Source organism: Christiangramia aquimixticola, assembly GCF_048285835.1.
GTDB classification, from domain to species: domain Bacteria; phylum Bacteroidota; class Bacteroidia; order Flavobacteriales; family Flavobacteriaceae; genus Christiangramia; species Christiangramia aquimixticola.
Genome location: NZ_JBLVTL010000002.1, coordinates 604,732 through 626,242, shown reverse-complemented (window position 1 = coordinate 626,242; position 21,511 = coordinate 604,732). Strand labels below are relative to the sequence as shown.

Sequence of the window (21,511 nt, the reverse complement as noted above, 5' to 3'; positions counted from 1 at the left end):
TTTTGCCTCAAAAAGCAAAAGCGGGCAAAGATATAAACAAGCATCTATTTATAATCATCGGGAAGGTACTCATTTAGAAAATTTTCTATTAGTACCGGCACGGGATAATCAGTCACTTTCTTTAAAGGAATCGCTTCTTCAGCCACCTCATGAGTATATATTTTCCAGAACCGGGTATAAAGGTGTTGATGGGATAATTTATGAACAACGGGATTTTCATTATGCAGCTCCAGTTCAAATAGCGAGGAATCAAGCATATTCTGAAATTCCTGATGATTTAAAAGCTCCTCTTCCTCCAACAACCCTTCAGTCTCGATCAAGGGAAATTGATATAAACCATTCCATATGCCTTTTCCCTCTCTTTTTTCGAGAATGGTTTTTTCATCCTTCAGGTCAAAAACCAGATAATTAAAATATCGTTTCCTCACCCTGGCCTTTTTCAGTTTTACAGGAAGATTTTTAATCCTGTCATTTTTTAAGGCAAGACACATATCATTAAAAGGACAGGTATCACATAATGGATTTTGAGGTTTACAATGAAGCGCTCCAAATTCCATGATGGCCTGATTAAAAGTAGAAGGATCTTTATGATCAAGTAACTCCTGAGCCAATGCTTTAAACTCTTTGATCCCTGCTGTAGAATTAATAGGAGTACTTATCTCAAAAATTCTGGACAGGACTCTATATACATTTCCATCTACCACAGCGACCGGTTCATTATAACATATGGAGGCAATAGCACTGGCGGTGTAATCACCTACGCCTTTTAATGCTTTTAATCCTTTATAGTTATCCGGAAAGTGGCCACCTAAATCATTGGCCACAAAATTGGCGGTTTCATGGAGGTTACGGGCGCGGGAATAATAGCCCAGGCCTTGCCATAATTTCAGCACTTCTTCAAGAGGAGCTTTGGCAAGATCAAATACGGTTGGATAGGCTTGTGTAAACTTGTTATAATAAGGTAAACCCTGTTCAATTCGCGTTTGCTGAAGCATGATCTCACTAAGCCAAATACGGTAAGGATCTTTTGTCTTTCTCCAGGGAAGATCGCGTTTTCTCTGCAAGTACCATTGTGTCAATCTATTGGAAAAAACCATAGCAAAAATAGAATCTCCGCAATAATAGGAGTTTATTACGTTATTATTAGTGAATTAGGTTTGAAATATTGCAGATTTAATTCTTATATTTGCCCCCTTGAAAAATTGAATCCCCAATAATTAATTTAAATAGCACGAAAATGACGAAAGCAGATATCGTAGCAAACATTTCAGAAAAACTTGGAATGGAGAAAGCAGATGTACAAGCTACTATCGAATCTTTTATGGATGAAGTGAAAACTTCTCTTGAGAGTGGAGATAACGTTTACCTTCGTGGTTTTGGAAGTTTTGTTGTTAAGACGAGAGCTGAGAAGACCGGAAGAAACATTTCAAAAAATACTACCATCAAAATCCCTGCACACAATATTCCGGCATTTAAGCCTGCAAAGATTTTTGTTGAAGGAGTAAAATCTAACGTAGAAGTAAAGTAAAAATGTAGTCCTTATTAAGGACTCAAGAAATAAGTATTAATCTAAACAATATTGCACTATGCCAAGTGGTAAAAAAAGAAAAAGACATAAGGTGGCTACGCACAAGCGTAAGAAGAGAAGAAGAGCTAATCGCCACAAGAAAAAGTAGTGTGACAACTACTTTTTTTATTTAAACAACAATCGTTCTTTGAAAATGAAACCCCCGGCAGAATTCCTGTGTCGATGAGGTTTCTTCAGGATTAAAAACCTGTGAAAAAATAATGTTTAATCCATCTGTATCTAATTTAGATATGGATAATAAAATCTGGAAGCGTGGACAAAGAATTAATTATCCGGTCCGAACCTTCTGCTGTAGATTTTGCCTTATTAAAAGATGGAAAACTTATTGAACTTAACAAGGAAGAAGACAGTAATAAATTTAATGTTGGGGATATTTATATCGCTAAAATTAGAAAAGCTGTACCTGGACTAAACGCCGCATTTGTAAATGTTGGCTATGAGAAAGATGGTTTTTTACACTATCATGATCTTGGTCCTCAAATCGCTTCTTTAGTAAAGTTCATAAAACGTGTAAGCACAGGTAAATTAAAAGATTATTCTTTAAAGAATTTTACTTTTGAAAAGGATATAGACAAAAACGGCACGATTGCCGATGTCTTAAAATCAAATCAGTCGCTACTGGTTCAAATTGTAAAAGAACCAATCTCAACAAAAGGTCCAAGGATAAGTTCAGAACTTTCCTTACCGGGCCGCTATATTGTTTTAGTGCCTTTTTCAAACAGAATCTCGGTTTCACAGAAAATCGAAAGCAAAGAAGAAAAGGAACGTCTTAAGAGACTGGTAAAAAGCATTAGACCCAAAGGTTTTGGGGTTATTGTAAGAACCGTAGCCGAAGGCAAAAAAGTAGCAGAACTGGACAGAGACCTTCAAAATTTGATGGGTCGCTGGACGGCAATGTGTAAAAAACTGTATAAAGCACATCATCCTTCTAAGGTATTGGGAGAATTAAACAGGGCTTCGTCCTTGTTAAGAGACATTTTTAATGACTCTTTTACTTCCATTGTCGTTGATGATGAAACACTTTATACTCAAATCAAAGATTATGTGAGCGAAATTGCTCCTGACAAAGAATCAATCGTAAAATTGCATCAATCCAATCAACCCATTTTTGAAAAGAATGGTATCGAAAGACAAATAAAAACTTCCTTTGGGCGCACTGTATCAATGAGTAAAGGCGCCTACCTGGTAATAGAACACACTGAAGCAATGCACGTTATAGACGTGAATAGTGGAAACCGTTCTAACAAATCTAAGAACCAGGAAGATACCGCTCTGGAGGTAAATATGATTAGCGCTACTGAGATAGCCCGCCAGTTACGACTTCGTGACATGGGAGGTATTATCGTAGTAGACTTCATAGACATGAATAAAGCTGAAAACCGAAAAAAGCTTTATGATCACCTTCGTGAAGAAATGAGTGATGACCGCGCAAAACACAAAATTTTGCCACCAAGTAAGTTTGGATTGATCCAGATTACAAGACAACGCGTAAGGCCAGAAATGAACATCAAGACCCGTGAGGAAAACCCGAACGGTGATGGTGAGGTCGAAGCACCAATAAGTTTGGTGAACAAGATCAAAGTGGACCTTGAAAAGCTGATCAAGAAAGATCATAAAAAGATCACTCTCAGCGCGCACCCCTTTATTGCAGCCTTTTTAACCAAAGGCTTTCCATCTCCCCGATCTAAGTGGTTTGTAGACCACAAACGATGGGTGAAAATTTTACCTCGCGATGCTTACACGTATTTAGAGTACCACTTTCACGACAGTGACGGGAAAGTGATCAAATAAAAAAAAACGCCTTTCAAGCAATTGGAAGGCGTTTTTTTATGCTCTAAATTCAGTGAAATCTTATCAAAATTTACCAGTTCATTTCTTCTTCAAACATTTAATAAATCCCCAACATTTCTTTGGCGCTCATTTAACTGTTCCTCATGGATTAAGGGTGTAATTTCAACTTCATTAACCATAAAATATTAGACTAATGAAAGATTTAAATGAGTTATTCGAGCATCAGCTGAAAGACCTTTTCAGTGCGGAGAGCCAGCTCATAAAAGCTCTTCCCAAGATGGCCAAAAAAGCGCATGACGAGAAGCTTAAAAAAGCATTTGAAAGTCATCTTGAAGAAACCAAAGAACACAAGAGCCGTCTGGAGGTAATTTGCAAGGAACTTAATATTAGCCCAAATGGTGAAACCTGTAAAGCCATGAAAGGTCTTATTGAAGAAGTGGAGGATTTCCTGAAAGAAGATGCCACTGAAGAGGTAAGAGATGCCGGGCTAATTGCAGATGCTCAAAGAGTGGAACATTATGAAATTTCCGGCTACGGAACGGTTGTACGATACGCCAAAGAACTTGGACACAATGAGATCGCAAAAAAACTTCAGAAAACTTTGGATGAAGAATACGATGCCGACAACAAATTAGACAAAATGGCTGAAGGTAGACTTAATAAAAAAGCCAAATAGTTATCACTCCTCTATTTCAAAAACCTCCCAACCGGGAGGTTTTTTATTTTGTAAATCGCCTACTTCAAACCTTCCCATCTTCCAATTAACGAATAGGTGAATTTGAATAACTATATTTGAAGCCATGGCAAAATACAGGTTTCTTATAAGCATTATCACACTTATTTTCGGCTTCACTTTTTATGGAGAATTTGTCAGCATATCGCTACATGATACTTATTATGTTATCGCTGCGGAAGTGATTTGTTTTGCAGCCTGGCTACTTATAATGTTAATTTTCCTACTCTTTCATTTGAAAAACTTTTTCAGAAAAAATGAAATTTAACCAACCCTCTTTTACCGTTGATGAAGCCCTGCAAAAACTAATGCATTTTTGCGCCTACCGGGACCGTTCTCAAAAAGAAGTAGAAGACAAGCTGGATTCTATGAATATGATCCCTGCTGCGAAAGAAAAGATCATAATAGAGTTAATGCAGGAAAATTTTTTGAACGAAGAACGCTTTTCAAGAAGTTTTGTGCGGGGAAAATTCAGAATTAAAAAATGGGGAAGGATCAAGATCACACAGGAATTAAAAAAGCGGGGAATATCTTCACCAATTATAAAACTTGGTCTTACTGAAATTAAAGAATCGGAATATCGCGCCACCTTATATGAATTAGCAGAAAAGAAACTGGAGAAACTTACGGAGCCAAATTCCTTCAAGAAAAAAGGTAAATTAGCAGATCACTTACTGCGTAAAGGTTATGAGTCTTCACTTGTTTTCGATTGCGCAAACGAACTTATAGACTAATTTCATTCTTTTTATGAGTCCGCTTGATCGCCTGTTCGTTTTTATAATCGATCCATTTTTGACCTCTTAACTTCCGCATATAATTATCGAAGTGACGCATAAAAATGAGGTTATATACCGCTTTTGAAAAATTGGTGAGGGTACGTGGGGCAGCTCTCAGACTCATGCTAAAGCCTGCCGTTTTATAGGTCATGTGATGCCAGTATCCTTCCGGCATATATAAAGATTCTCCATGATTTAGTTCTGCTATATAGCCTTTAGCTTTCCTTAGAACAGGGAATTTATCAAAATCAGGATTCTCAAAATTAATGTCTTCCCGAGCTATCAACGCATGCGGCACTTTATACAGATATTTACTTTGTTCCGGGCCAAACAAAATGCATTGCTTTTTACCGTGAAAATGGAAGTGAAGTATGTTTGCATAATCTATATCATAATGCATAAATACTTTCGAGTTCTCACCGCCAAAAAACAGCATTGGAACCTGCTTTATAATTTTCAACCCGATCTTAGGAATCCTGAAATCCTTCTGAAGGGCAGGAACTTCCTTCATCAAATGATATAGAAAAATTCGGTAATTGGTTGGTCCGGACTTTATAAGGTCAATATAATCAGCCATTTTCATGTACGTATGAGGCTCATTGAACTTATATTTTGAGGAGATAGGCCGGTTATCATAAAGCGGCACCTCTTTATTTCCGGCTAGCTTCTTAATATAATCCAGGTTCCATTTATCATAAGCTGGCCAGTTTTCAATAAGTTTTTCTATTACAACCGGTTTTTGAGGCTGGACATAATTCCGCAGAAAGTCTTCTTTTGAAATTCTTTCTACACGAGGTATTTGTTCCAAGTTCAATTTTTCCTGCTTCATGTAATCCCTGGATTTTATATTTCCCTATCCGTTTATAAGTTATTCTAAAAGATTTTTTTTCTCAAAAGTGCAGGAGTAATAAATACTCAAACATTTTATTGAGTTCAATTCAAAACAAGCTTGATAAACTGGCAAACTTCAGATCTATTATAAAGATCTGCATGATTTCAAATATTCCCGAAGGAAACCTTCATTTAAAGATTTCTCCTCCGGGAATATTTTAAAAATCAAGTTTCAATATAATCAGATATTATTTAAGCACGGGTTTTAGCTTTTCCCTGAGCTTCAAGATTTCTTTCGATCTTATGTCCCGGTCTTGACCATTTTGGTTTTTCTCCCTGACTTTGGAATTGAGAATCTTCAGCAGCCACACTTTCCGGCTGAGATTTTTTAACAAATGGCTTTTGCGGATTTAATCCCAGCATTTTGAACATTTCCATGTCCTCATTCACATCCGGATTAGGAGTAGTAAGTAATTTATCTCCGGCAAAAATTGAATTCGCTCCGGCAAAGAAACACATTGCCTGTCCTTCTCTGCTCATCTGTGTTCTTCCTGCTGATAATCTTACCTGAGTTTCCGGCATTACTATTCTTGTAGTTGCCACCATTCTAATCATATCCCAGATTGGAACAGGCTCCTGCTCTTCCATAGGTGTTCCCTCTACTGGCACCAGCGCATTGATAGGCACAGATTCAGGTTGTGGATTCAAAGTAGCCAAAGCAACCAGCATTCCAGCACGATCTTCCTTGGTTTCTCCCATTCCTATAATCCCTCCGCTACAAACAGTCACGTTGGTTTTTCTAACGTTATCAATGGTTTTAAGCCTGTCGTCAAAACCTCTGGTAGAAATCACTTCTTTATAGTAATCTTCAGAAGTATCAAGATTATGATTGTAGGCATACAATCCAGCTTCAGCAAGACGTTGCGCCTGATTCTCGGTTAGCATTCCTAAGGTACAGCACACTTCCATGTCCAGCTTATTAATGCTGCGCACCATTTCAAGTACATTATCAAACTCCTCCCCATCCTTTACATTTCTCCATGCTGCTCCCATGCAAACTCGGGAACTTCCCGAAGCCTTTGCTCTAAGAGCCTGGGCTTTAACCTGATTAACGCTCATAAGATCGTTCCCCTCAAGGTCTGTATGATATCTAGCTGCTTGTGGACAATAGCCACAATCTTCAGGACACCCACCGGTTTTAATAGAAAGTAAGGTAGAAACCTGTACGGTATTCGGGTCATGATGTTGTCTATGAACCGTCGCTGCTTCATAGAGCAGCTCCATAAAAGGTTTATTATATATATCGAGAATTTCTTCTTTTGTCCAGTCGTGTTTAATTGCCATGTAATTCGATTTGTTCTTCAAAAATAAAGAAACTAAAGGTTATAGGGAAGTGTGATTATGTTTTAAAAAGACGATTTGCTATTATATTTAGTTTAATTCCACCAGAAGGGACACCGCATTCCCCCCAAATCCTACAGAATTCACTAAAATTCTTTCAAGTTTTTCCGGTTTTCTATCAAATTTTGAAAACGGAACTGGTATAAATTCCTGATTTTTAAGCATAAGAACAGCCATTTCAAGATTCAGAATTCCGGAAGCTGCAAAACTATGCCCAATCTTCCATTTGTTAGAAGTAATGGCCGGAATTTTATGCTGAAAGATCTGCTTTATGGCATTCAACTCTGCCGAATCCCCTCCAATAGTTCCCGGGGCATGCATCACAATTGCATCTACATTTTTTGTATCACCCATCGCCATTTTCATAGACTTCTGAAGACATTTTCCATTTTTAGAAAGCGAGGCCCCATGTTTCAGTTTTTCGTTGGCATAGCCTATTCCCGTAATCCTTGCCATTGAATCCCTCTGAACATCCTGACCTAAAGAAAGAACTCCGGCCGCTTCACTTAATATCATGGAATTCTGCTTCTTTTCCATATCCAGAGCACGACAGGGATAAGCACCATTTTCATTTGAATAGATTTTCATGGCCTTCATTTGCGCCAGGGTAAATCCTGTTAGAGGTGCCTCACTGCCACCGGCAAGAAAGTTATTGACCATCCCGCTTTGTATCCAGGCAATAGCATTTAAAACGGAATGCATCCCTGTGGAACAAGTAACACTATGCGAAAATTCAGGGCCATTTAACTGCAGATCCTGAGCAACCCATGACGAGATATTACCCAGAGTTGTAGTGGGAGAACTATAGGTTGAAGATCTTCCCGTCTCCAGATATTCTTTATGATACTTCTCGAAAAGACCTGTAGCTCCTCTGCTGCTTCCTATATTAATACCGGCATCAAGATCTTTTAGAGTGCTTTTCTTCATGCAGCGTCTCGCCACCATGATGGCAAAAAGTACCGACTCATCTAAATGTCGGTATTTACTACTCTCCTCTCGTAATGCGCTAATGCTACTTTTAATTTGGCCGGGAAGTTCACTTACCCAATAGCTTTGAGAACCGAATGCTTTTTTATGAAAGAAATGATCTGCGGAAATATAGTTCTCCCATATTTGTTCCTCAGTTTCTCCTAAGGCAGAAATCGTGGCTATTGAATTTATGGATATTGGTTGCTTCAACAATGGAATTTTGGTGCAAAAATAAGCCTCAAAACTCGCTTCCCTAAATTATAGAGATTAAATTCTGCTTTTTTCAGGCATAAAATAGAGGTTTTTGGTAGAAAGCATTTTCTTATCTCCGGAAGTGATTTTTCTTATCTCCTGTTGCACAGATTCTGAAAGCAATTGATACAATGGCTGAGCTATATCCAGAATAAGAGGAAAAACTCTTTCTAAATCCAGGTCCCACTCTTTATAACATTTTAAAATATCATCCGGCTGCACGGCTTTTCGTTCCACACCCTCATCTTCAGGAATAAATTCTTCAGATATGTTCAAATATCCATAATCATCTGTAAGCTCTTCCCCAATTTGGATATCCCTTACGGCGATTTCAAAATTATACGCGGTAGACAAACAGTTGGATTTAAAACTATGGTTTACATATTTCGCCAGATCCCAGCAAAGAATATATTCCCCGGCACTATTTCTAAAGCTATATTTTTCAAAAGCTTCACGGGTTATAGGATTTAATTCGTCTGCATCCTTTTGTAAAAAGACAATATCCAATTGATCCTGAACCCAGGTTATCGTGCCTTTTGGAATCATTTGAGTAGCGATCACCCCGAATCCTTTCTTGTCGTTGATCCACTCTAATCTTGTGTGAGGATGCATCATAATTTTCAGATTAACCTATCTAAATTAGACAAAAAACGAATCCGAAAATCAGAATTAACAGGATTATGATTAAATTTTTAAAATTCTGATAATGAGCCCTCTAAAACCTTATGAACTTTTTGAAGTTCTTCCTCACTTATAACATATGGAGGCAAGATATAGATGGTGTTTCCCAATGGTCGCAGGAATACACCATTTTCCATAAAATACCTGAAGAGTTGATCTCTTAGCCCACCATATCTTTCAATTTGCACATCAAGCTCAAAGGCAAGGATCACCCCAAGGCTGCGAATGTTTTTTACTTTTGGATGATCTCTGAACCTATCAGCAAATTCCTGGTTCGACTTCGAAATTCTTTGAATGTTTAACTGGATTTGGTCTGAAACCAATAGTTCCAATCCGGCTAATGCAGCTCTGCATGCCAAAGGATTGGCCGTATAAGTGTGACCATGAAAAAGACCTTTTTCAATTTTTTCAGAATAAAAGGCATTAAAGATTTTCTGAGAACAGGAAGTTAGACCCATAGGTAGTAAGCCCGCGGTAAGTGCCTTGGACATACATACCACGTCAGGTTTAGTCGAAACATGATCTGATGCAAAATAGGAACCGGTTTTTCCGAATCCCGTCATCACCTCATCTGCGACCAAAACAATGTCGTTTTCCTTACAGATCTTTAAAATTTCATTCAGTCCTTCAGCATCATGAAATTTCATCGCCGCAGCACCCTGAATTAGCGGCTCATAGATAAATCCGGCAATTCGGAACTCCGAGATCTTGCTTCGGAGAAGTTCACAGACTTCGGCATTATTCTCGCCTGTGGGCACAGGAATACGTTCCACACGAATAAAATGATCTTCGAATGCACCATTATAAACAGAAAGTCCCGAAACAGACATCGCCCCAAAAGTATCGCCATGAAAGCCTTCTTCAAACGCCAGCATTACCTTACGGTCGTTCCCCTGATTAAAATGATACTGCAAAGCCATTTTGATCCCAATTTCTGTAGCGGTGGAACCATTATCATTAAAAAATAGTTTCTGCTGTCCTTCGGGAAGTATTTTTACAAGTGCTTCTGCCAGGTCTATAGCGGGTTTATGAGTGAATCCGCTAAAAACGATCTGATCAAGTTCCTGCATTTGCGCAGCAACTTTCCCGGTTATATATTCATTACAATGCCCATATACGGCAGTATACCAGGAGGAAATTCCATCAATATATTCTTTCCCCGAGTGATCTGTCAAAATACATCCCTTAGACGATTTTACCGGCAGCATTTCTGAAGCTGTTTTATGCTGAGTTAAAGGGTGCCAAATATGATCCTGGTCCCTTTTTTTCAGGGAACCTTCTTCATTTATATCGTACATAAACTTTCTTTGAATTTTTCTGCATAATCTTTTACTACCATTTTATCGAAATATGGCTCAGGCTCTATTCTTCCCAAAACAGTAATATTTCCCATTTGCTTAATTGCAGCTTCGGTTGTTGGATGCTCTTCCCCATTAAAGATTACATAAATATTTTCAAACCCTTTTGAACGAAGGGCAGCGATACTTAATAAGGTATGGTTAATACTACCCAGATAATGCCTTGAAACAAGAATTACTTTATCCTCTTTATCAATCAGGTCCATAATAGTATCCTTCCCGTTGAATGGCACCATTAATCCTCCCGCACCTTCTATTACCAGATCTGAATCGGTTTCCGGACGATGAATGTTGGAGATTTCAATTTCTACACCATCAATTTCAGCTGCAGCGTGCGGACTCATAGGAGTTTTTAAAGCATATGAATTTGGATGGAATTTGGTCTGTTCACTGGAAATCAATTTTTGAACTTTATGAGTATCTGAATTCTCAAGATCCCCAGCCTGGATAGGTTTCCAGTACTCTGCTTCCAATGCTTCAGTTACAATAGCTGCGGCAATGGTTTTCCCCACATCAGTTCCAATTCCGGTAATAAAAAAATTCTTTGGCATTCCATTTAATTTTTGACAAAATTAGCGAGGAGTTTTAGAACCTCCTTAATTTCCTTTGATGAATTATAGCTATGCAGGCAAAATCGCAGTCTTTCTTTTCCTTTTTCTACTGTGGGTGACAAAATTGGCTTTACGGCATATCCATTTTCCTGAAGCATGCCACCCAATTCTCTTGTTCTTAAATTCCCTCCTACCACACAACTTTGAATAGCCGAATTACTCGGAATAAAACTGGATTCCAAGCCTAATTCCCGGATTGTATCCTTAAATATTTTAATATTTTCTGCAAGCTGCTCAATATTAGTCTTGTTACCTTCTAACTGCCTGTAAGCTGCCAGAATTGTTACTACAGAATGTGGTGAAAGTGCGGTAGTATAAATGAAGCTTCTGGAAAAATTAACCAGATAATCTTTTAACTGATCGTTTCCAAGAATAGCGGCCCCATGGCAACCTAAACCTTTCCCAAAGGTTTGAATTCTGGCAAACACTTTTTCTTCAAGTTCCAATTCCTGAATTAATCCCTGCCCCCTGGCACCAATAACTCCGGTAGCATGTGCCTCGTCAACCACCAGATATCCCGAAAACTTCAGGCAAATATTTGCCATTTCAGTAAGATCTGGTGAATCTCCATCCATGGAAAACACTGATTCTGTAACCACATAAATATTTTCATATATGGCATTTTCAGTATGTTTTGATAGTAATCTTTCAAGGTCTTTAATATCATTATGCCTGAACTTAAAAGATTTTGCCAGATTCATTTTTAGTCCGTCACGAATGGAAGCATGACTCAATTCATCGTAAATAATCAGATCGTTCTTTTGGGGAACAGAAGAAAAAAAACCCAGGTTAGCATCGTAACCTGAATTAAATATCAAAGCTGATTCAGCATTATGAAATCTGGCTATAATATCTTCAGCTTGTTGGAAAAGTTCATGATTCCCAGATAGAAGTCGAGAGCCGGTTGATCCATTGACTACGGAATAATCTTTAAGAATATCATCAGCTACAGCCTGCACTTCGGTAGACCTGGCAAGGCCTAAATAATCATTCGAAAAAAAATCCACACCCGCCGGGAATGCTAATAATTCCCTAAAAGAATTATCCTCTTTCCTACTTTTCAGTCTTTTCGCTAATTTTACCGGGAACTTATACATATCGCAAAAATAATCATTCAATACTTCTTACCATGGATTGGGAACTTTTTACACTAAGGGTAGTTCTGGCAACCATTGCCGGGTTGATCATTGGATTTGAAAGGGAGATCCAGGGAAAAGAAGCCGGTTTAAAAACAAATGCACTGGTATCTCTTGGAGCTGCATTGTTTATATTAATGGCTCTGGAATTTGAAGGAGACAAGTATGTTGACATTACCCGGGTTCTTGGTCAGGTAGTTGTGGGAATTGGATTTATAGGCGCGGGGACCATTCTTCAAAAAGGTAAGGAGGTAAAAGGTTTAACCACCGCTGCAACCATTTGGTGTAGTGCTGCAACCGGTTGTCTCGCTGGTTTTGGGATGTTTGCTGAACTGGCGATAGTAAGCGGAATCATACTTATTATCAACCTTGGTTTTGGATATTTTGAAAAAAAGCTGATAGAGAAAAGGAAAATGGCAAATAAGGACTAATCAAGGTCTTATTTATCCTTGTCTTTCATCTTAGAGTGATCAACATTATCCTCCGGAGTATCATCCACAATACTTTTTAGAATATGAGTATTCTTCTGATATTTCCCCTGCAGGTCGTCCATCACAGACTTATCCCAAAGTTTTACCCCTATAAAATAAGATGCTCGTCCAATTAAATGCGCACTTACCGGAGCAGTTAAAAACAGAAAAAGAATGATCACAAAAGCCTGAGAAGTAACATCTGAATTACTAAAGAAAACAGTGGTAGACAATAGTACCAGTCCCACTCCTAAAGTTGCCGCCTTGGTGGTAACAGATATGCGCAAATAAGTATCCGGCATACGCACTATCCCTATCGCTGCAAGAAGCACAAAAAGAGCTCCAAAGGTGGCTATTGTTCCTATTAATATATCTATCATTTTCTTCTCCTTTTTTCAAGATAATAAGACAGTGCTACCGTACTCAAAAATGCAATAAGAGCAAGAATCAATGCAGTATCCATCAAGGTGGATTGATTATAGATAATGCTATATATAGCAATTATCCCAATCCCGGTAGTGATAAGAAGGTCAAGCGCAACAATTTTGTCGGCGATACTCGGACCCTTAATGAACCGCCATACAATAAGCACGGCAGATAATATCAAAATGGGCAGGATTACGTAATGTAAATATTCAAATAATGTCATGATAGCACCTCCAATATTCGTCTTTCAAATCCGTCTTTGATACTTCTTATAAATTTCTCTCTATCTTTGATGTACATCGCGTGAACAAAAAGTACTTTCTTATCATTAGATACATCAAGACTTAGGGTTCCGGGAGTAAGAGATATCATATTCGCCAGTACAGTGATCCCAATATCAGATTTCACATCCAGAGGCACCATGATAATTCCCGGTCTCATATTTAGACTTGGCGTAATAACTTCATAGGCAACCTCAAGATTAGCCTTGATCAATTCGTATAAAAAGGCAAATAACAACAGGATGACCTTAGGAACTATAAGAAAGTATTTACTTCTTTTTCTTCCACTGGTGATCAACCAAAGAATATGGAAATTAAGGAAGAACCCAAAGAGGTAATTCTCAAACGAGAAATCTCCTGTAAGGGCAACCCATACAAATGTCAATAATATGTTCGAAAGAAATTTATTCTTCATCTATCCTTAATTCTTCGACTTTAAAACGGCATTAATATAGCCCTCGCTATTTACAAGTTCGTCTGCTATTCTTGCAGAAAGTGCCTGAATATGTTCTGCTCCAAAACCAATATACAAAGATACAATACTCAATAAGGCAACAGGCACAATAAATTGCATACGCTTGGAAGTAGTCATTTTATCATAATATCCAAAATTACTACGCTCCGGAAGCTCCTTTGCTTCTTTCCAGAATACCTCTGCCCATAATTTAGCAATTATCACCAGAGTAATAAAACTGGCGAAAATAATGGCCCCTACGGTAAAGTAATTATCACCGGCAAAACCCGCTTTTATTAAATTGATCTTAGGCCAGAATCCGGAAAGTGGCGGAATTCCAACAAGGGAAAATAGCGGGATAAAAAGCAATAAACTGATCTTAGGATACTTTGCATATATTCCTCCCAGATCTCTTATACTATTGGTACCTTTTATACGGTAAACCACTCCACTAACCATAAACAAATTGGTTTTAACTATAATATCATGAATAAGGTAAAATATAGCTCCGGCGATAGCAACTTCAGTAAACATCCCCAAACCAGCTATCATATATCCAATGTGACAGATGATAAGATAGGAGAATACCTTCCTCAAATTATTCTGAACCAGAGCTCCAATTCCACCACTAACCAGCGTTAAGATGGCAATTATCATAATAAGATTATCCAGGAAAGAGTCTCCAACAAATATTAACGTAAATACTCTTATCAAGGCATATACTCCAACTTTAGTAAGCAAGCCCCCAAATATTGCAGAAACTGCAAACGGAGGTGTATGGTAGGATGCAGGAAGCCAGAAATACAATGGAAAGACCCCGGCTTTAATACCAAAACCAACAAGAAATAACAACGCAGTGATCTGCACAAGCCCCCTATTCTCTACTTGGGCGATCTGCCCCGCAAGGTCGGCCATATTCAAACTTCCGGTAATCCCATAAAGTACTGCAATGGCAGTAAGGAAGATCATGGAAGCAAGTATATTCAAAGTGAAATATTTCACCGCACCTTCAAGCTGTGCTTTCTCCCCACCTATGGTGATTAGAACGAAGGAACTTATAATTATAATCTCAAACCATACATACAGGTTAAAAATATCACCTGTTAAAAACGCACCATTTAATCCCAATATCAAAAAGTGAAATATGGGAAAATAGCCGAATTTTAATCTGTCAATAAGCACCGAGCCGGCCGAAAATATGGAAACAGCAAGACCTGAAATTGCAGTTAAAAGCACGAGGGTTGCCGCCAGTGAATCTGCCACGAAAGTAATTCCGAAGGGAGCTTCCCAGTTTCCAGCCTGGATGGTTTGAGTACCATTGTTCCAAACGTATGTAAACAGAACTATGGCGAGAATTACACCCAGCACACTTCCAATTATACTGAAAACTTTCTGAAACCGGATCCTGGACCATCCAAACATCAAAATGATGCTAATAGCCATTTGCAGGAAAAGGGGATATAATATTAATTGTTGTGTCATGAATCTTCGTCGGTTGCGTTCATTTCATCAAGATCATCTGTCCTAACTACCGTATGGGCTCTTTTAACCAGTACAATAGCGAAGGACTGTAATCCAAAACTTATTACAATGGCAGTAAGAATTAGAGCCTGTGGAACAGGATCTGCAAAAGCTTCAGCAAAAACCTTGGCTTCACCGGGAATTATAGGCGGGGCACCTTTAGTGAGTCTTCCGAGTAAAAAGATCAGCAAGTTAGCACCATTTCCGAGCAAAATAATCCCAATGATAAGCTTAACCATACTTCGTCTAAGCATCATATAAATGCCCGTCCCGTATAATATTCCTACCATCAATGCTAAAAGGATCTCCATATTAGGCTGATTCTGAAATTGTAAAAATTATGGTTAAGGTCACTCCATTCACCACGCAATACACCCCTATGTCAAAAAATAGGGCTGAACCCACACTCCCAAGGATGGCAATTGGATCATGAGACCATAAACCGGTCATAAACGGCAGATCATACATAATTACCGGAGCCAGACCACTCATAAAAGAAATGGCAAGACCTACCGGAAGCAAAAATCCGGGGTGTACGATCAAAATTTCTTTGGTTTTATTCAGGCCATTGGCAAAAGAATGCAGGATGAATGCAATGGATGCGATTAATCCGCCCACAAATCCACCTCCAGGCAAATAATGCCCACGAAGCAAAATAAAAATAGAAAACACCAACAATACCGGCAGTAGGTAATTTGAAGCTGTTTTTAAGATTATAGTAGTTCGCATGGATTCTTATTTCTTATTTTTTTGTATCGGTTTTCCTGTCGGTATACCTCATTCTATCCTTCATTTTCAACCTTAATTTCATAAGGCCAAAAACACCTACAGCGGCAATGGATAATACTGATATTTCTATAAGCGTATCTGCTCCCCTAAAGTCGACCAGAATAACATTCACCACATTTTTACCATGTGCTTCAATATAGGAATTAGCTGCATAGAAATTACCTACATCTTTACTTACCGGCTCTGAAAGAACCTCTAAAGCAAGGGCAGTGATGATCAATCCAAAAACCGTGGAAAGAACTCCATCTCTGATTCTGGTTTTATGATCTGATAACTTTAAATATTTCGGCAATTTATATAGAACTAATACAAACAGAATTACTGTTAAGGTATCAATAGAAAATTGCGTCATCGCAAGGTCCGGCGCACTGTAAAATACAAAAATGAGACAGATGGACAATCCAACCACTCCCATCGCAGCAACTGCCGCCAGTCGTGATTCAGTAAATACGGTATAAAAAATTCCGGCGATTAGAATCAGGGTAGTGATAATCTCATAGACGGTAACCCGCGATAAAGAATCATAATTAATACTGAAACTGGTATTTCCAATTATGATATAACCTACCAGGACAACCAGGAACAAAACTATTATAGAAATATAATTTCTTAAATATCCATTCTGAAAGAAATTAGTCCATAAAGCAGAAAGCTCCACGAAAAAATTATTGAACCTGATCATTAAGTTCTCAGGAGCTATGGAGTCATATTTTGCAATCCCGTTTTCAAGTTTTTTTGAAGGTGTCAGGAAGAAATACAAGGCTGTCCCCACTCCAATGGTGATCAAACTCAGAATAAAAGTAAGATTAAAACCATGCCAAAGGGCTAAATGAATTTCTGAAGCATCGGCACCAAGTGCAGTAACCACAGGTTTTATTATAGGTCCATCGATAAGAAATGGTGCTACTCCAAACACAATTCCTAAGGTTGCCAGCAATAAAGGCGGTGCCCACATAATAAAGCCAGGCATTTTTACATTGGTGTGCTCTTCTGGCAGTTTACCGGTAAAAGGTTTTATTCCGGCTACAAAACCGGCATACAGAAGTAAAATCTTAGTTAGCACGATCGCTATCATTACCAGAATCACAATCGTTTCAGAATTATGAGAGGCTTCATAAGTAAGTTCTTTCCCCACAAACCCAATACTTGGAGGGATTCCAGCACTGGAAATAGCGGCCAAAATTCCGGCAATCCCCACCGGCAACATTATCTTATTTAATCCGGACAGTCTGGTAACATCCCTGGTATGAGTTTGATGATCTATAATCCCTGTTACCAGGAATAAAGTCGCTTTATATAATGCATGCACAATTATAAAAACTGCGGCAGCAAGAAATGCTTCCTGAGTTCCTAAACCAATCAGGAATACCAGGATTCCAAGCGCAGAAATCGTGGAATAAGCCAGAATTCCTTTAAGATCGGTTCTAAAAAGGGTGTGGATAGCAGAATAAAGCATGGTTATCCCTCCAACTATAATTAAAGTTGTATTCCAGAAATTTTCTCCTCCAAGGATTGGCGTAAAACGCATCAATAAATAAATCCCTGCTTTTACCATAGTCGCGGAATGCAGGTAAGTAGAAACAGGAGTTGGAGCTTTCATTGCGCCAGGTAACCAAAAATGAAAAGGGAACTGAGCAGATTTTGTAAAAGCAGCACCGAATAATAGCAATACGGCTATATAATAGAACTCATCACCAACAATGAGATCTCTCATTGTAAGCATTTCAGAAATACTGTAAGTCCCTGAAATGTTATTTAAAAGCAAGGCACCGGCCAGTAAAAACAAACCTCCAATCCCGGTGATCCCTAAGGCTGTTAATGCCGATTTCCTTGAGGCCGGATTATTATTATTGAACCCGATTAGAAAAAAGGAACTGATACTTGTAAGCTCCCAGAACACAAATAAGGTGATCATATTGTCTGAAAGGACTAATCCAAGCATCGCACCCATAAAGGCTCCTAAATAGCCATAAAAACGATCGAGGTAGTGATGTCCTTTGAGATATGATGAAGTATATGCGAATACAAGGAATCCAATTCCCGTGATCATTAAAGAAAACAGCAGGGATAATCCATCAAGTTTAAACCCAAGATCTACTCCAAAGGAAGGAACCCATTCATAAGAACGGACAATAACATCTCCCTGAGAGACAGGCGAAATGAACTGAAAAAAGTATAAAAACAGGCTTAGTGGAACTAAGGATGCAAGAATTGCGAGTTTACCCTTAAATAATCTGCCGGCGAAAACCAGCAGAAATGAAAAAATAAATCCTGTAAGAATTGCAATTAGCATACTTAGTAAAAATCTGTTTCCCGCAAATATAATAGTTATTATTGAAGAATAAGATTTCAGGAAACAGTTAATCCCCAACTATTAGTGTGAAAAATACATTTATAACAGATTTGTATAATCTGGTGATGATATTTGGCAAAAAGCTGTAGAATTTTAATTCACACCGCCACAGGAAAATATAATATTTATCGTTATTCAATAATTTTATATATGTTTGTTATCGAAAAACAATAATTTAATCATGAAATCTTCAGTTCTTCTTAGAAATATTATCAGCATTACTTATTACTGCATGATCCTTTTTTGGATAATACTATTAGGGATCTTTATTTATTCAATCTTTGGGGATGAAGAATCGGCCATTCAACTTTTCAAGAATTCAGAGTATTTGAAAATAACTTCAAAAGCGGCATTAATCACAACCTTGGGTTATTCTTTAATATCATTTGCCTTCTGGATCTACCTATTCCGAATGATAAGGAACCTGATGGATAGTTTAACTTCAAAATCAATTTTCACGAACTTTCAAATAAGCAGCTTCAAAATTATTGGACAATTACTCATCTTTTTATCCATTCTCGATACCATATTCTCATTTATTTTCGACTTTATATCTAAAAACCACTTCAGAATAAAATTTGATTTCCTCGAATTCTGGCTGATCATTGCTCTTGGGTTATTTTTCATATTCATTTCCCAGATTTTCCATAAGGCAAAGGCATTGCGTGAAGAAAATGAACTAACTGTTTAAATATGGCTATTCACATAAACCTTGACAAAATACTTGAAGAACGCGGGATGAAAAGCAATGAGCTGGCAGAAATAGTTGGGATAACTACCGCAAATCTTTCCATTCTAAAAACCGGAAAAGCGAAGGCCATTAGATTTTCTACTCTGGAAGCTATCTGCGCTGCTTTAAATTGCCAGCCCGGGGATATTCTTGAATACAAACCATAAAACATTCCCCATTCCCAATCATTCAATTTCTTTACTTTAGATAAAAATTAAATATATGCGTCACCTGTTCATTCTCCTTTTACTTATTAGTATTTCGCTAAATGCTCAAACTAATCAATATCAAATCTCTTTTGATAATGCGGTTCATCATGAAGCTAAGATCAAGGTTAGCTTCCCGGATATTAAATCAGGAAAGCTTCATTTGAGAATGAGCAGAACATCCCCGGGCCGTTATGCGCTTCATGAATTTGCCAAGAACGTATACGGATTCAAAGCAACTAACAGCAAAGGGCAACCTTTAACAATAACCCGACCTGATCCATCTTCCTGGATAGTTAGCGATCATGACGGGACGGTTAACATTGAATACATCCTGTTTGCGAACCGCGGTGACGGTACCTATTCCCAAATTGATGAAACCCATGCACACCTAAATATTCCGGCAACATTTGTATATGCGGAGGATCTAAAACACAGACCCATAGAGGTGAATTTTGATGTAAGAGATGATCTTAACTGGAAAATCGCTACCCAGCTGGAAAAGAAATCAGGTCACACGTATGCCGCACCAGATCTTTACTATTTTATGGATAGCCCCGTTGAAATAAGTGATCATCAGATAAAAGAGTTCGAGCATCAGAATCAAACCATTCAATTTGTCTTACATCATCCCGGCACCGAGGCCGAATTCGATGCATATTTTAATCAGGTAAAGGAGATCGTAAAACAGGAAGCTGCCGTATTTAACGAACTCCCTCAATATGACTATGGCAGGTATACTTTTCTCGCTTGTTACATGCCTAATGTCTCCGGTGATGGAATGGAGCACAGAAACAGCACTATTTTAACCGATGTCGAAAGTCTTGCCAATGGAGGCATGAAAGGAAATATAGGCACGGTAGCTCATGAATTTTTTCATGGGTGGAACGTGGAGCGATTAAGACCGGAAGACCTGGAACCATTTAATTTTTCAGAAGCTAATATGAGTAAAGCATTGTGGTTTGCTGAAGGTTTCACCAGTTATTACACAGGGCTTATTTTACGCAGAGCAAATATTCTTTCTGAAACAGAATATATAGAAGGGCTTGCAGGAACCTTCAATTATGTATGGAATTCTCCGGCTACAGTTTATTTTAACCCAATAGAAATGAGCATGCAGGCTCCTTTTGTGGATGCTGCAACCTCAGTAGATCCTGTAAACAGAGAAAATACTTTTATTTCTTATTACTCCTACGGAAGCATGCTTGGGCTGGCGCTGGATCTTGAATTACGACTGAAGCAATTAAACCTGGATGATTTCATGAAATTAATGTGGAACCGTTATGGAAAAAAGGAAATTGCATATAGTGTTCAAAATATTCAACAAAGCCTGGCTACATATGCCGGCACTGAATTTTCTAAAAATTTCTTTAATAACTATATCTACTCCAGTAAAAGGCCAGATTATACAGAATTGTTCAAATTAATTGGAGTGGAACTGGTACAATCCAAGGAGGAAAGTTATTTCGGAGCTTCGGTGACCGAAACAAACGAAGGACTTAAAATCACCAAAAACACATTTAAGAATAGTCCGGCATATAATGCAGGGCTGGACAAAGGAGATATCATCCAGCAAATCGATGGAGAAGCTTTAAATACCACTGAATCCTTTAAAGATTATATAAGCAAACAAAAACCTGGAGCTACTGTAAAAGTAGAATTTGAAAGATTCGGAAATCTGAAAACAACCCTGGTTATCCTCGTGTCAAATCCTGAGTATAAGATCAGATTAACAAAGAACCCATCAAAAGAGCAATTGAAAAACAGAAAACTTTGGTTAGACCCAAAATAACCAAATGACCTAAAAAGAAAAAGGCCTTTCAAATTGAAAGGCCTTTTTTATATAATATTCGAAAGGTTAATCTGCCAGAATAATGGCTTTATTATCCTTCATCTCAAGAACTCCACCTTTAATAGTGTAGTAAAGCACATTAGGCTCAGAGTTTTCTGTTTTAAAAGCACTTTGATCCTTAGATTTAACCTCATTCTTACTACCGGCTGCAAGACTAATCTTAACATCACCTTCAGCAAGGGTTGAAACTATAGGGGCGTGATTATTCAACATTTGAAACTCACCATCGTGACCCGGAACTTTCACCGCGTCAACTTCAGCTTTAAAAACTACTGCCTCTGGAGTTACTATCTCTAAATACA

General features: G+C 38.1%; 24 protein-coding genes. 8 read left to right on the top strand and 16 right to left on the bottom strand.

Features of this window, described 5'->3' with window-relative positions; translation table 11 throughout:
* Positions 1-44: 44 nt before the first annotated feature.
* Positions 45-1,097 carry an A/G-specific adenine glycosylase gene (mutY, locus tag ACNKXV_RS06495; RefSeq protein ID WP_417906892.1) on the bottom strand — a complete coding sequence of 351 codons (1,053 nt, stop codon included), beginning with the start codon at positions 1,095-1,097 and terminating at the stop codon, positions 45-47.
* A gap of 140 nt (positions 1,098-1,237) precedes the next feature.
* Between mutY and ACNKXV_RS06490 the strand changes: the two genes are divergently transcribed.
* The 4 genes from ACNKXV_RS06490 to ACNKXV_RS06475 all read left to right on the top strand — a co-directional run bounded on the left by ACNKXV_RS06490 (position 1,238) and on the right by ACNKXV_RS06475 (position 4,846).
* Positions 1,238-1,528, top strand: coding sequence for an HU family DNA-binding protein (locus ACNKXV_RS06490; RefSeq protein WP_026913962.1), 291 nt, complete (start codon positions 1,238-1,240; stop codon positions 1,526-1,528).
* Positions 1,529-1,840: 312 nt separating this feature from the next.
* Positions 1,841-3,379, top strand: coding sequence for an Rne/Rng family ribonuclease (locus ACNKXV_RS06485; protein WP_417906891.1), 1,539 nt, complete (start codon positions 1,841-1,843; stop codon positions 3,377-3,379).
* A 193-nt stretch (positions 3,380-3,572) separates the two neighbouring features.
* Entirely contained in the window at positions 3,573-4,055 is a 483-nt protein-coding gene (locus ACNKXV_RS06480) for a YciE/YciF ferroxidase family protein (RefSeq protein ID WP_417906890.1), read from the top strand.
* Positions 4,056-4,369: 314 nt separating this feature from the next.
* Positions 4,370-4,846: a regulatory protein RecX gene (locus ACNKXV_RS06475; RefSeq protein WP_417906889.1), complete on the top strand. Its 477-nt coding sequence runs from the start codon at positions 4,370-4,372 to the stop codon at positions 4,844-4,846.
* On the opposite strand, the gene ACNKXV_RS06470 is transcribed toward ACNKXV_RS06475, so the two are convergent.
* The 7 genes from ACNKXV_RS06470 to ACNKXV_RS06440 form a co-directional block, all read right to left on the bottom strand.
* Positions 4,836-5,717, bottom strand: coding sequence for a cupin-like domain-containing protein (locus ACNKXV_RS06470; RefSeq protein ID WP_417906888.1), 882 nt, complete (start codon positions 5,715-5,717; stop codon positions 4,836-4,838). The genes ACNKXV_RS06475 and ACNKXV_RS06470 overlap by 11 nt on opposite strands.
* A 254-nt stretch (positions 5,718-5,971) precedes the next feature.
* Positions 5,972-7,063, bottom strand: a complete 1,092-nt coding sequence (gene bioB / locus ACNKXV_RS06465; protein ID WP_417906887.1) for a biotin synthase BioB — start codon at positions 7,061-7,063, stop codon at positions 5,972-5,974.
* Between the two features lie 87 nt (positions 7,064-7,150).
* The gene (locus ACNKXV_RS06460; RefSeq protein ID WP_417906886.1) at positions 7,151-8,299 is read right to left on the bottom strand and encodes a beta-ketoacyl synthase N-terminal-like domain-containing protein; all 1,149 of its coding nucleotides are present in this window, start codon (positions 8,297-8,299) and stop codon (positions 7,151-7,153) included.
* Positions 8,300-8,356: 57 nt separating this feature from the next.
* On the bottom strand, positions 8,357-8,956 hold the full coding sequence (locus ACNKXV_RS06455) for an SET domain-containing protein (protein WP_417906885.1): 600 nt from the start codon (positions 8,954-8,956) through the stop codon (positions 8,357-8,359).
* A 77-nt stretch (positions 8,957-9,033) separates the two neighbouring features.
* On the bottom strand, positions 9,034-10,320 hold the full coding sequence (bioA, locus tag ACNKXV_RS06450) for an adenosylmethionine--8-amino-7-oxononanoate transaminase (protein ID WP_417906884.1): 1,287 nt from the start codon (positions 10,318-10,320) through the stop codon (positions 9,034-9,036).
* Positions 10,308-10,931, bottom strand: coding sequence for a dethiobiotin synthase (bioD, locus tag ACNKXV_RS06445; RefSeq protein WP_417906883.1), 624 nt, complete (start codon positions 10,929-10,931; stop codon positions 10,308-10,310). The genes bioA and bioD overlap by 13 nt, the downstream gene beginning before the upstream one ends.
* A gap of 5 nt (positions 10,932-10,936) precedes the next feature.
* Complete coding sequence (locus ACNKXV_RS06440; RefSeq protein ID WP_417906882.1) at positions 10,937-12,088, bottom strand: aminotransferase class I/II-fold pyridoxal phosphate-dependent enzyme; 1,152 nt, start codon at positions 12,086-12,088, stop codon at positions 10,937-10,939.
* Between the two features lie 32 nt (positions 12,089-12,120).
* Here ACNKXV_RS06440 and ACNKXV_RS06435 point away from each other — a divergent pair, with 32 nt between their 5' ends.
* A complete protein-coding gene (locus ACNKXV_RS06435) occupies positions 12,121-12,558 on the top strand; it encodes an MgtC/SapB family protein (protein ID WP_417906881.1) in 438 nt (145 codons plus the stop codon).
* Between the two features lie 8 nt (positions 12,559-12,566).
* On the opposite strand, the gene mnhG is transcribed toward ACNKXV_RS06435, so the two are convergent.
* The 7 genes from mnhG to ACNKXV_RS06400 are packed head-to-tail and all read right to left on the bottom strand — an operon-like array spanning position 12,567 to position 18,361.
* Complete coding sequence (gene mnhG / locus ACNKXV_RS06430; protein ID WP_417906880.1) at positions 12,567-12,977, bottom strand: monovalent cation/H(+) antiporter subunit G; 411 nt, start codon at positions 12,975-12,977, stop codon at positions 12,567-12,569.
* Complete coding sequence (locus ACNKXV_RS06425; RefSeq protein WP_417906879.1) at positions 12,974-13,246, bottom strand: monovalent cation/H+ antiporter complex subunit F; 273 nt, start codon at positions 13,244-13,246, stop codon at positions 12,974-12,976. The genes mnhG and ACNKXV_RS06425 overlap by 4 nt, the downstream gene beginning before the upstream one ends.
* Complete coding sequence (locus ACNKXV_RS06420; protein ID WP_417906878.1) at positions 13,243-13,719, bottom strand: Na+/H+ antiporter subunit E; 477 nt, start codon at positions 13,717-13,719, stop codon at positions 13,243-13,245. The genes ACNKXV_RS06425 and ACNKXV_RS06420 overlap by 4 nt, the downstream gene beginning before the upstream one ends.
* 6 nt (positions 13,720-13,725) lie before the next feature.
* Complete coding sequence (locus ACNKXV_RS06415; protein WP_417906877.1) at positions 13,726-15,240, bottom strand: proton-conducting transporter transmembrane domain-containing protein; 1,515 nt, start codon at positions 15,238-15,240, stop codon at positions 13,726-13,728.
* Complete coding sequence (locus ACNKXV_RS06410) at positions 15,237-15,590, bottom strand: Na+/H+ antiporter subunit C (RefSeq protein ID WP_417906876.1); 354 nt, start codon at positions 15,588-15,590, stop codon at positions 15,237-15,239. The genes ACNKXV_RS06415 and ACNKXV_RS06410 overlap by 4 nt, the downstream gene beginning before the upstream one ends.
* A gap of 1 nt (position 15,591) precedes the next feature.
* A complete protein-coding gene (locus tag ACNKXV_RS06405; RefSeq protein ID WP_417906875.1) occupies positions 15,592-16,008 on the bottom strand; it encodes a Na+/H+ antiporter subunit B in 417 nt (138 codons plus the stop codon).
* A gap of 13 nt (positions 16,009-16,021) precedes the next feature.
* A complete protein-coding gene (locus ACNKXV_RS06400; RefSeq protein WP_417906874.1) occupies positions 16,022-18,361 on the bottom strand; it encodes a putative monovalent cation/H+ antiporter subunit A in 2,340 nt (779 codons plus the stop codon).
* A gap of 241 nt (positions 18,362-18,602) precedes the next feature.
* On the opposite strand from ACNKXV_RS06400, the gene ACNKXV_RS06395 reads away from it, so the two are divergent.
* From ACNKXV_RS06395 to ACNKXV_RS06385, 3 genes are read left to right on the top strand one after another with little or no spacing between them, the layout of a single operon-like run.
* Positions 18,603-19,112: a DUF2975 domain-containing protein gene (locus ACNKXV_RS06395; RefSeq protein ID WP_417906873.1), complete on the top strand. Its 510-nt coding sequence runs from the start codon at positions 18,603-18,605 to the stop codon at positions 19,110-19,112.
* 2 nt (positions 19,113-19,114) lie between these two features.
* Complete coding sequence (locus tag ACNKXV_RS06390) at positions 19,115-19,318, top strand: helix-turn-helix domain-containing protein (RefSeq protein ID WP_417906872.1); 204 nt, start codon at positions 19,115-19,117, stop codon at positions 19,316-19,318.
* Positions 19,319-19,373: 55 nt separating this feature from the next.
* The gene (locus tag ACNKXV_RS06385; RefSeq protein WP_417906871.1) at positions 19,374-21,149 is read left to right on the top strand and encodes a M61 family metallopeptidase; all 1,776 of its coding nucleotides are present in this window, start codon (positions 19,374-19,376) and stop codon (positions 21,147-21,149) included.
* 66 nt (positions 21,150-21,215) lie between these two features.
* On the opposite strand, the gene ACNKXV_RS06380 is transcribed toward ACNKXV_RS06385, so the two are convergent.
* On the bottom strand, positions 21,216-21,511 hold a 296-nt coding region (locus ACNKXV_RS06380; RefSeq protein WP_417906870.1), incomplete at its 5' end, for a F0F1 ATP synthase subunit delta/epsilon.

What these genes read in the sequence shown, in the direction of transcription:
- mutY (WP_417906892.1), bottom strand. Translation starts at nt 1,097, where the DNA reads ATGGTTTTTTCCAATAGATTGACACAATGGTACTTGCAGAGAAAACGC.
- ACNKXV_RS06490 (WP_026913962.1), top strand. Translation starts at nt 1,238, where the DNA reads ATGACGAAAGCAGATATCGTAGCAAACATTTCAGAAAAACTTGGAATG.
- ACNKXV_RS06480 (WP_417906890.1), top strand. Translation starts at nt 3,573, where the DNA reads ATGAAAGATTTAAATGAGTTATTCGAGCATCAGCTGAAAGACCTTTTC.
- ACNKXV_RS06475 (WP_417906889.1), top strand. Translation starts at nt 4,370, where the DNA reads ATGAAATTTAACCAACCCTCTTTTACCGTTGATGAAGCCCTGCAAAAA.
- ACNKXV_RS06470 (WP_417906888.1), bottom strand. Translation starts at nt 5,717, where the DNA reads ATGAAGCAGGAAAAATTGAACTTGGAACAAATACCTCGTGTAGAAAGA.
- bioB (WP_417906887.1), bottom strand. Translation starts at nt 7,063, where the DNA reads ATGGCAATTAAACACGACTGGACAAAAGAAGAAATTCTCGATATATAT.
- ACNKXV_RS06455 (WP_417906885.1), bottom strand. Translation starts at nt 8,956, where the DNA reads ATGATGCATCCTCACACAAGATTAGAGTGGATCAACGACAAGAAAGGA.
- bioA (WP_417906884.1), bottom strand. Translation starts at nt 10,320, where the DNA reads ATGTACGATATAAATGAAGAAGGTTCCCTGAAAAAAAGGGACCAGGAT.
- bioD (WP_417906883.1), bottom strand. Translation starts at nt 10,931, where the DNA reads ATGCCAAAGAATTTTTTTATTACCGGAATTGGAACTGATGTGGGGAAA.
- ACNKXV_RS06440 (WP_417906882.1), bottom strand. Translation starts at nt 12,088, where the DNA reads ATGTATAAGTTCCCGGTAAAATTAGCGAAAAGACTGAAAAGTAGGAAA.
- ACNKXV_RS06435 (WP_417906881.1), top strand. Translation starts at nt 12,121, where the DNA reads ATGGATTGGGAACTTTTTACACTAAGGGTAGTTCTGGCAACCATTGCC.
- mnhG (WP_417906880.1), bottom strand. Translation starts at nt 12,977, where the DNA reads ATGATAGATATATTAATAGGAACAATAGCCACCTTTGGAGCTCTTTTT.
- ACNKXV_RS06425 (WP_417906879.1), bottom strand. Translation starts at nt 13,246, where the DNA reads ATGACATTATTTGAATATTTACATTACGTAATCCTGCCCATTTTGATA.
- ACNKXV_RS06420 (WP_417906878.1), bottom strand. Translation starts at nt 13,719, where the DNA reads ATGAAGAATAAATTTCTTTCGAACATATTATTGACATTTGTATGGGTT.
- ACNKXV_RS06415 (WP_417906877.1), bottom strand. Translation starts at nt 15,240, where the DNA reads ATGACACAACAATTAATATTATATCCCCTTTTCCTGCAAATGGCTATT.
- ACNKXV_RS06410 (WP_417906876.1), bottom strand. Translation starts at nt 15,590, where the DNA reads ATGGAGATCCTTTTAGCATTGATGGTAGGAATATTATACGGGACGGGC.
- ACNKXV_RS06405 (WP_417906875.1), bottom strand. Translation starts at nt 16,008, where the DNA reads ATGCGAACTACTATAATCTTAAAAACAGCTTCAAATTACCTACTGCCG.
- ACNKXV_RS06400 (WP_417906874.1), bottom strand. Translation starts at nt 18,361, where the DNA reads ATGCTAATTGCAATTCTTACAGGATTTATTTTTTCATTTCTGCTGGTT.
- ACNKXV_RS06395 (WP_417906873.1), top strand. Translation starts at nt 18,603, where the DNA reads ATGAAATCTTCAGTTCTTCTTAGAAATATTATCAGCATTACTTATTAC.
- ACNKXV_RS06390 (WP_417906872.1), top strand. Translation starts at nt 19,115, where the DNA reads ATGGCTATTCACATAAACCTTGACAAAATACTTGAAGAACGCGGGATG.
- ACNKXV_RS06385 (WP_417906871.1), top strand. Translation starts at nt 19,374, where the DNA reads ATGCGTCACCTGTTCATTCTCCTTTTACTTATTAGTATTTCGCTAAAT.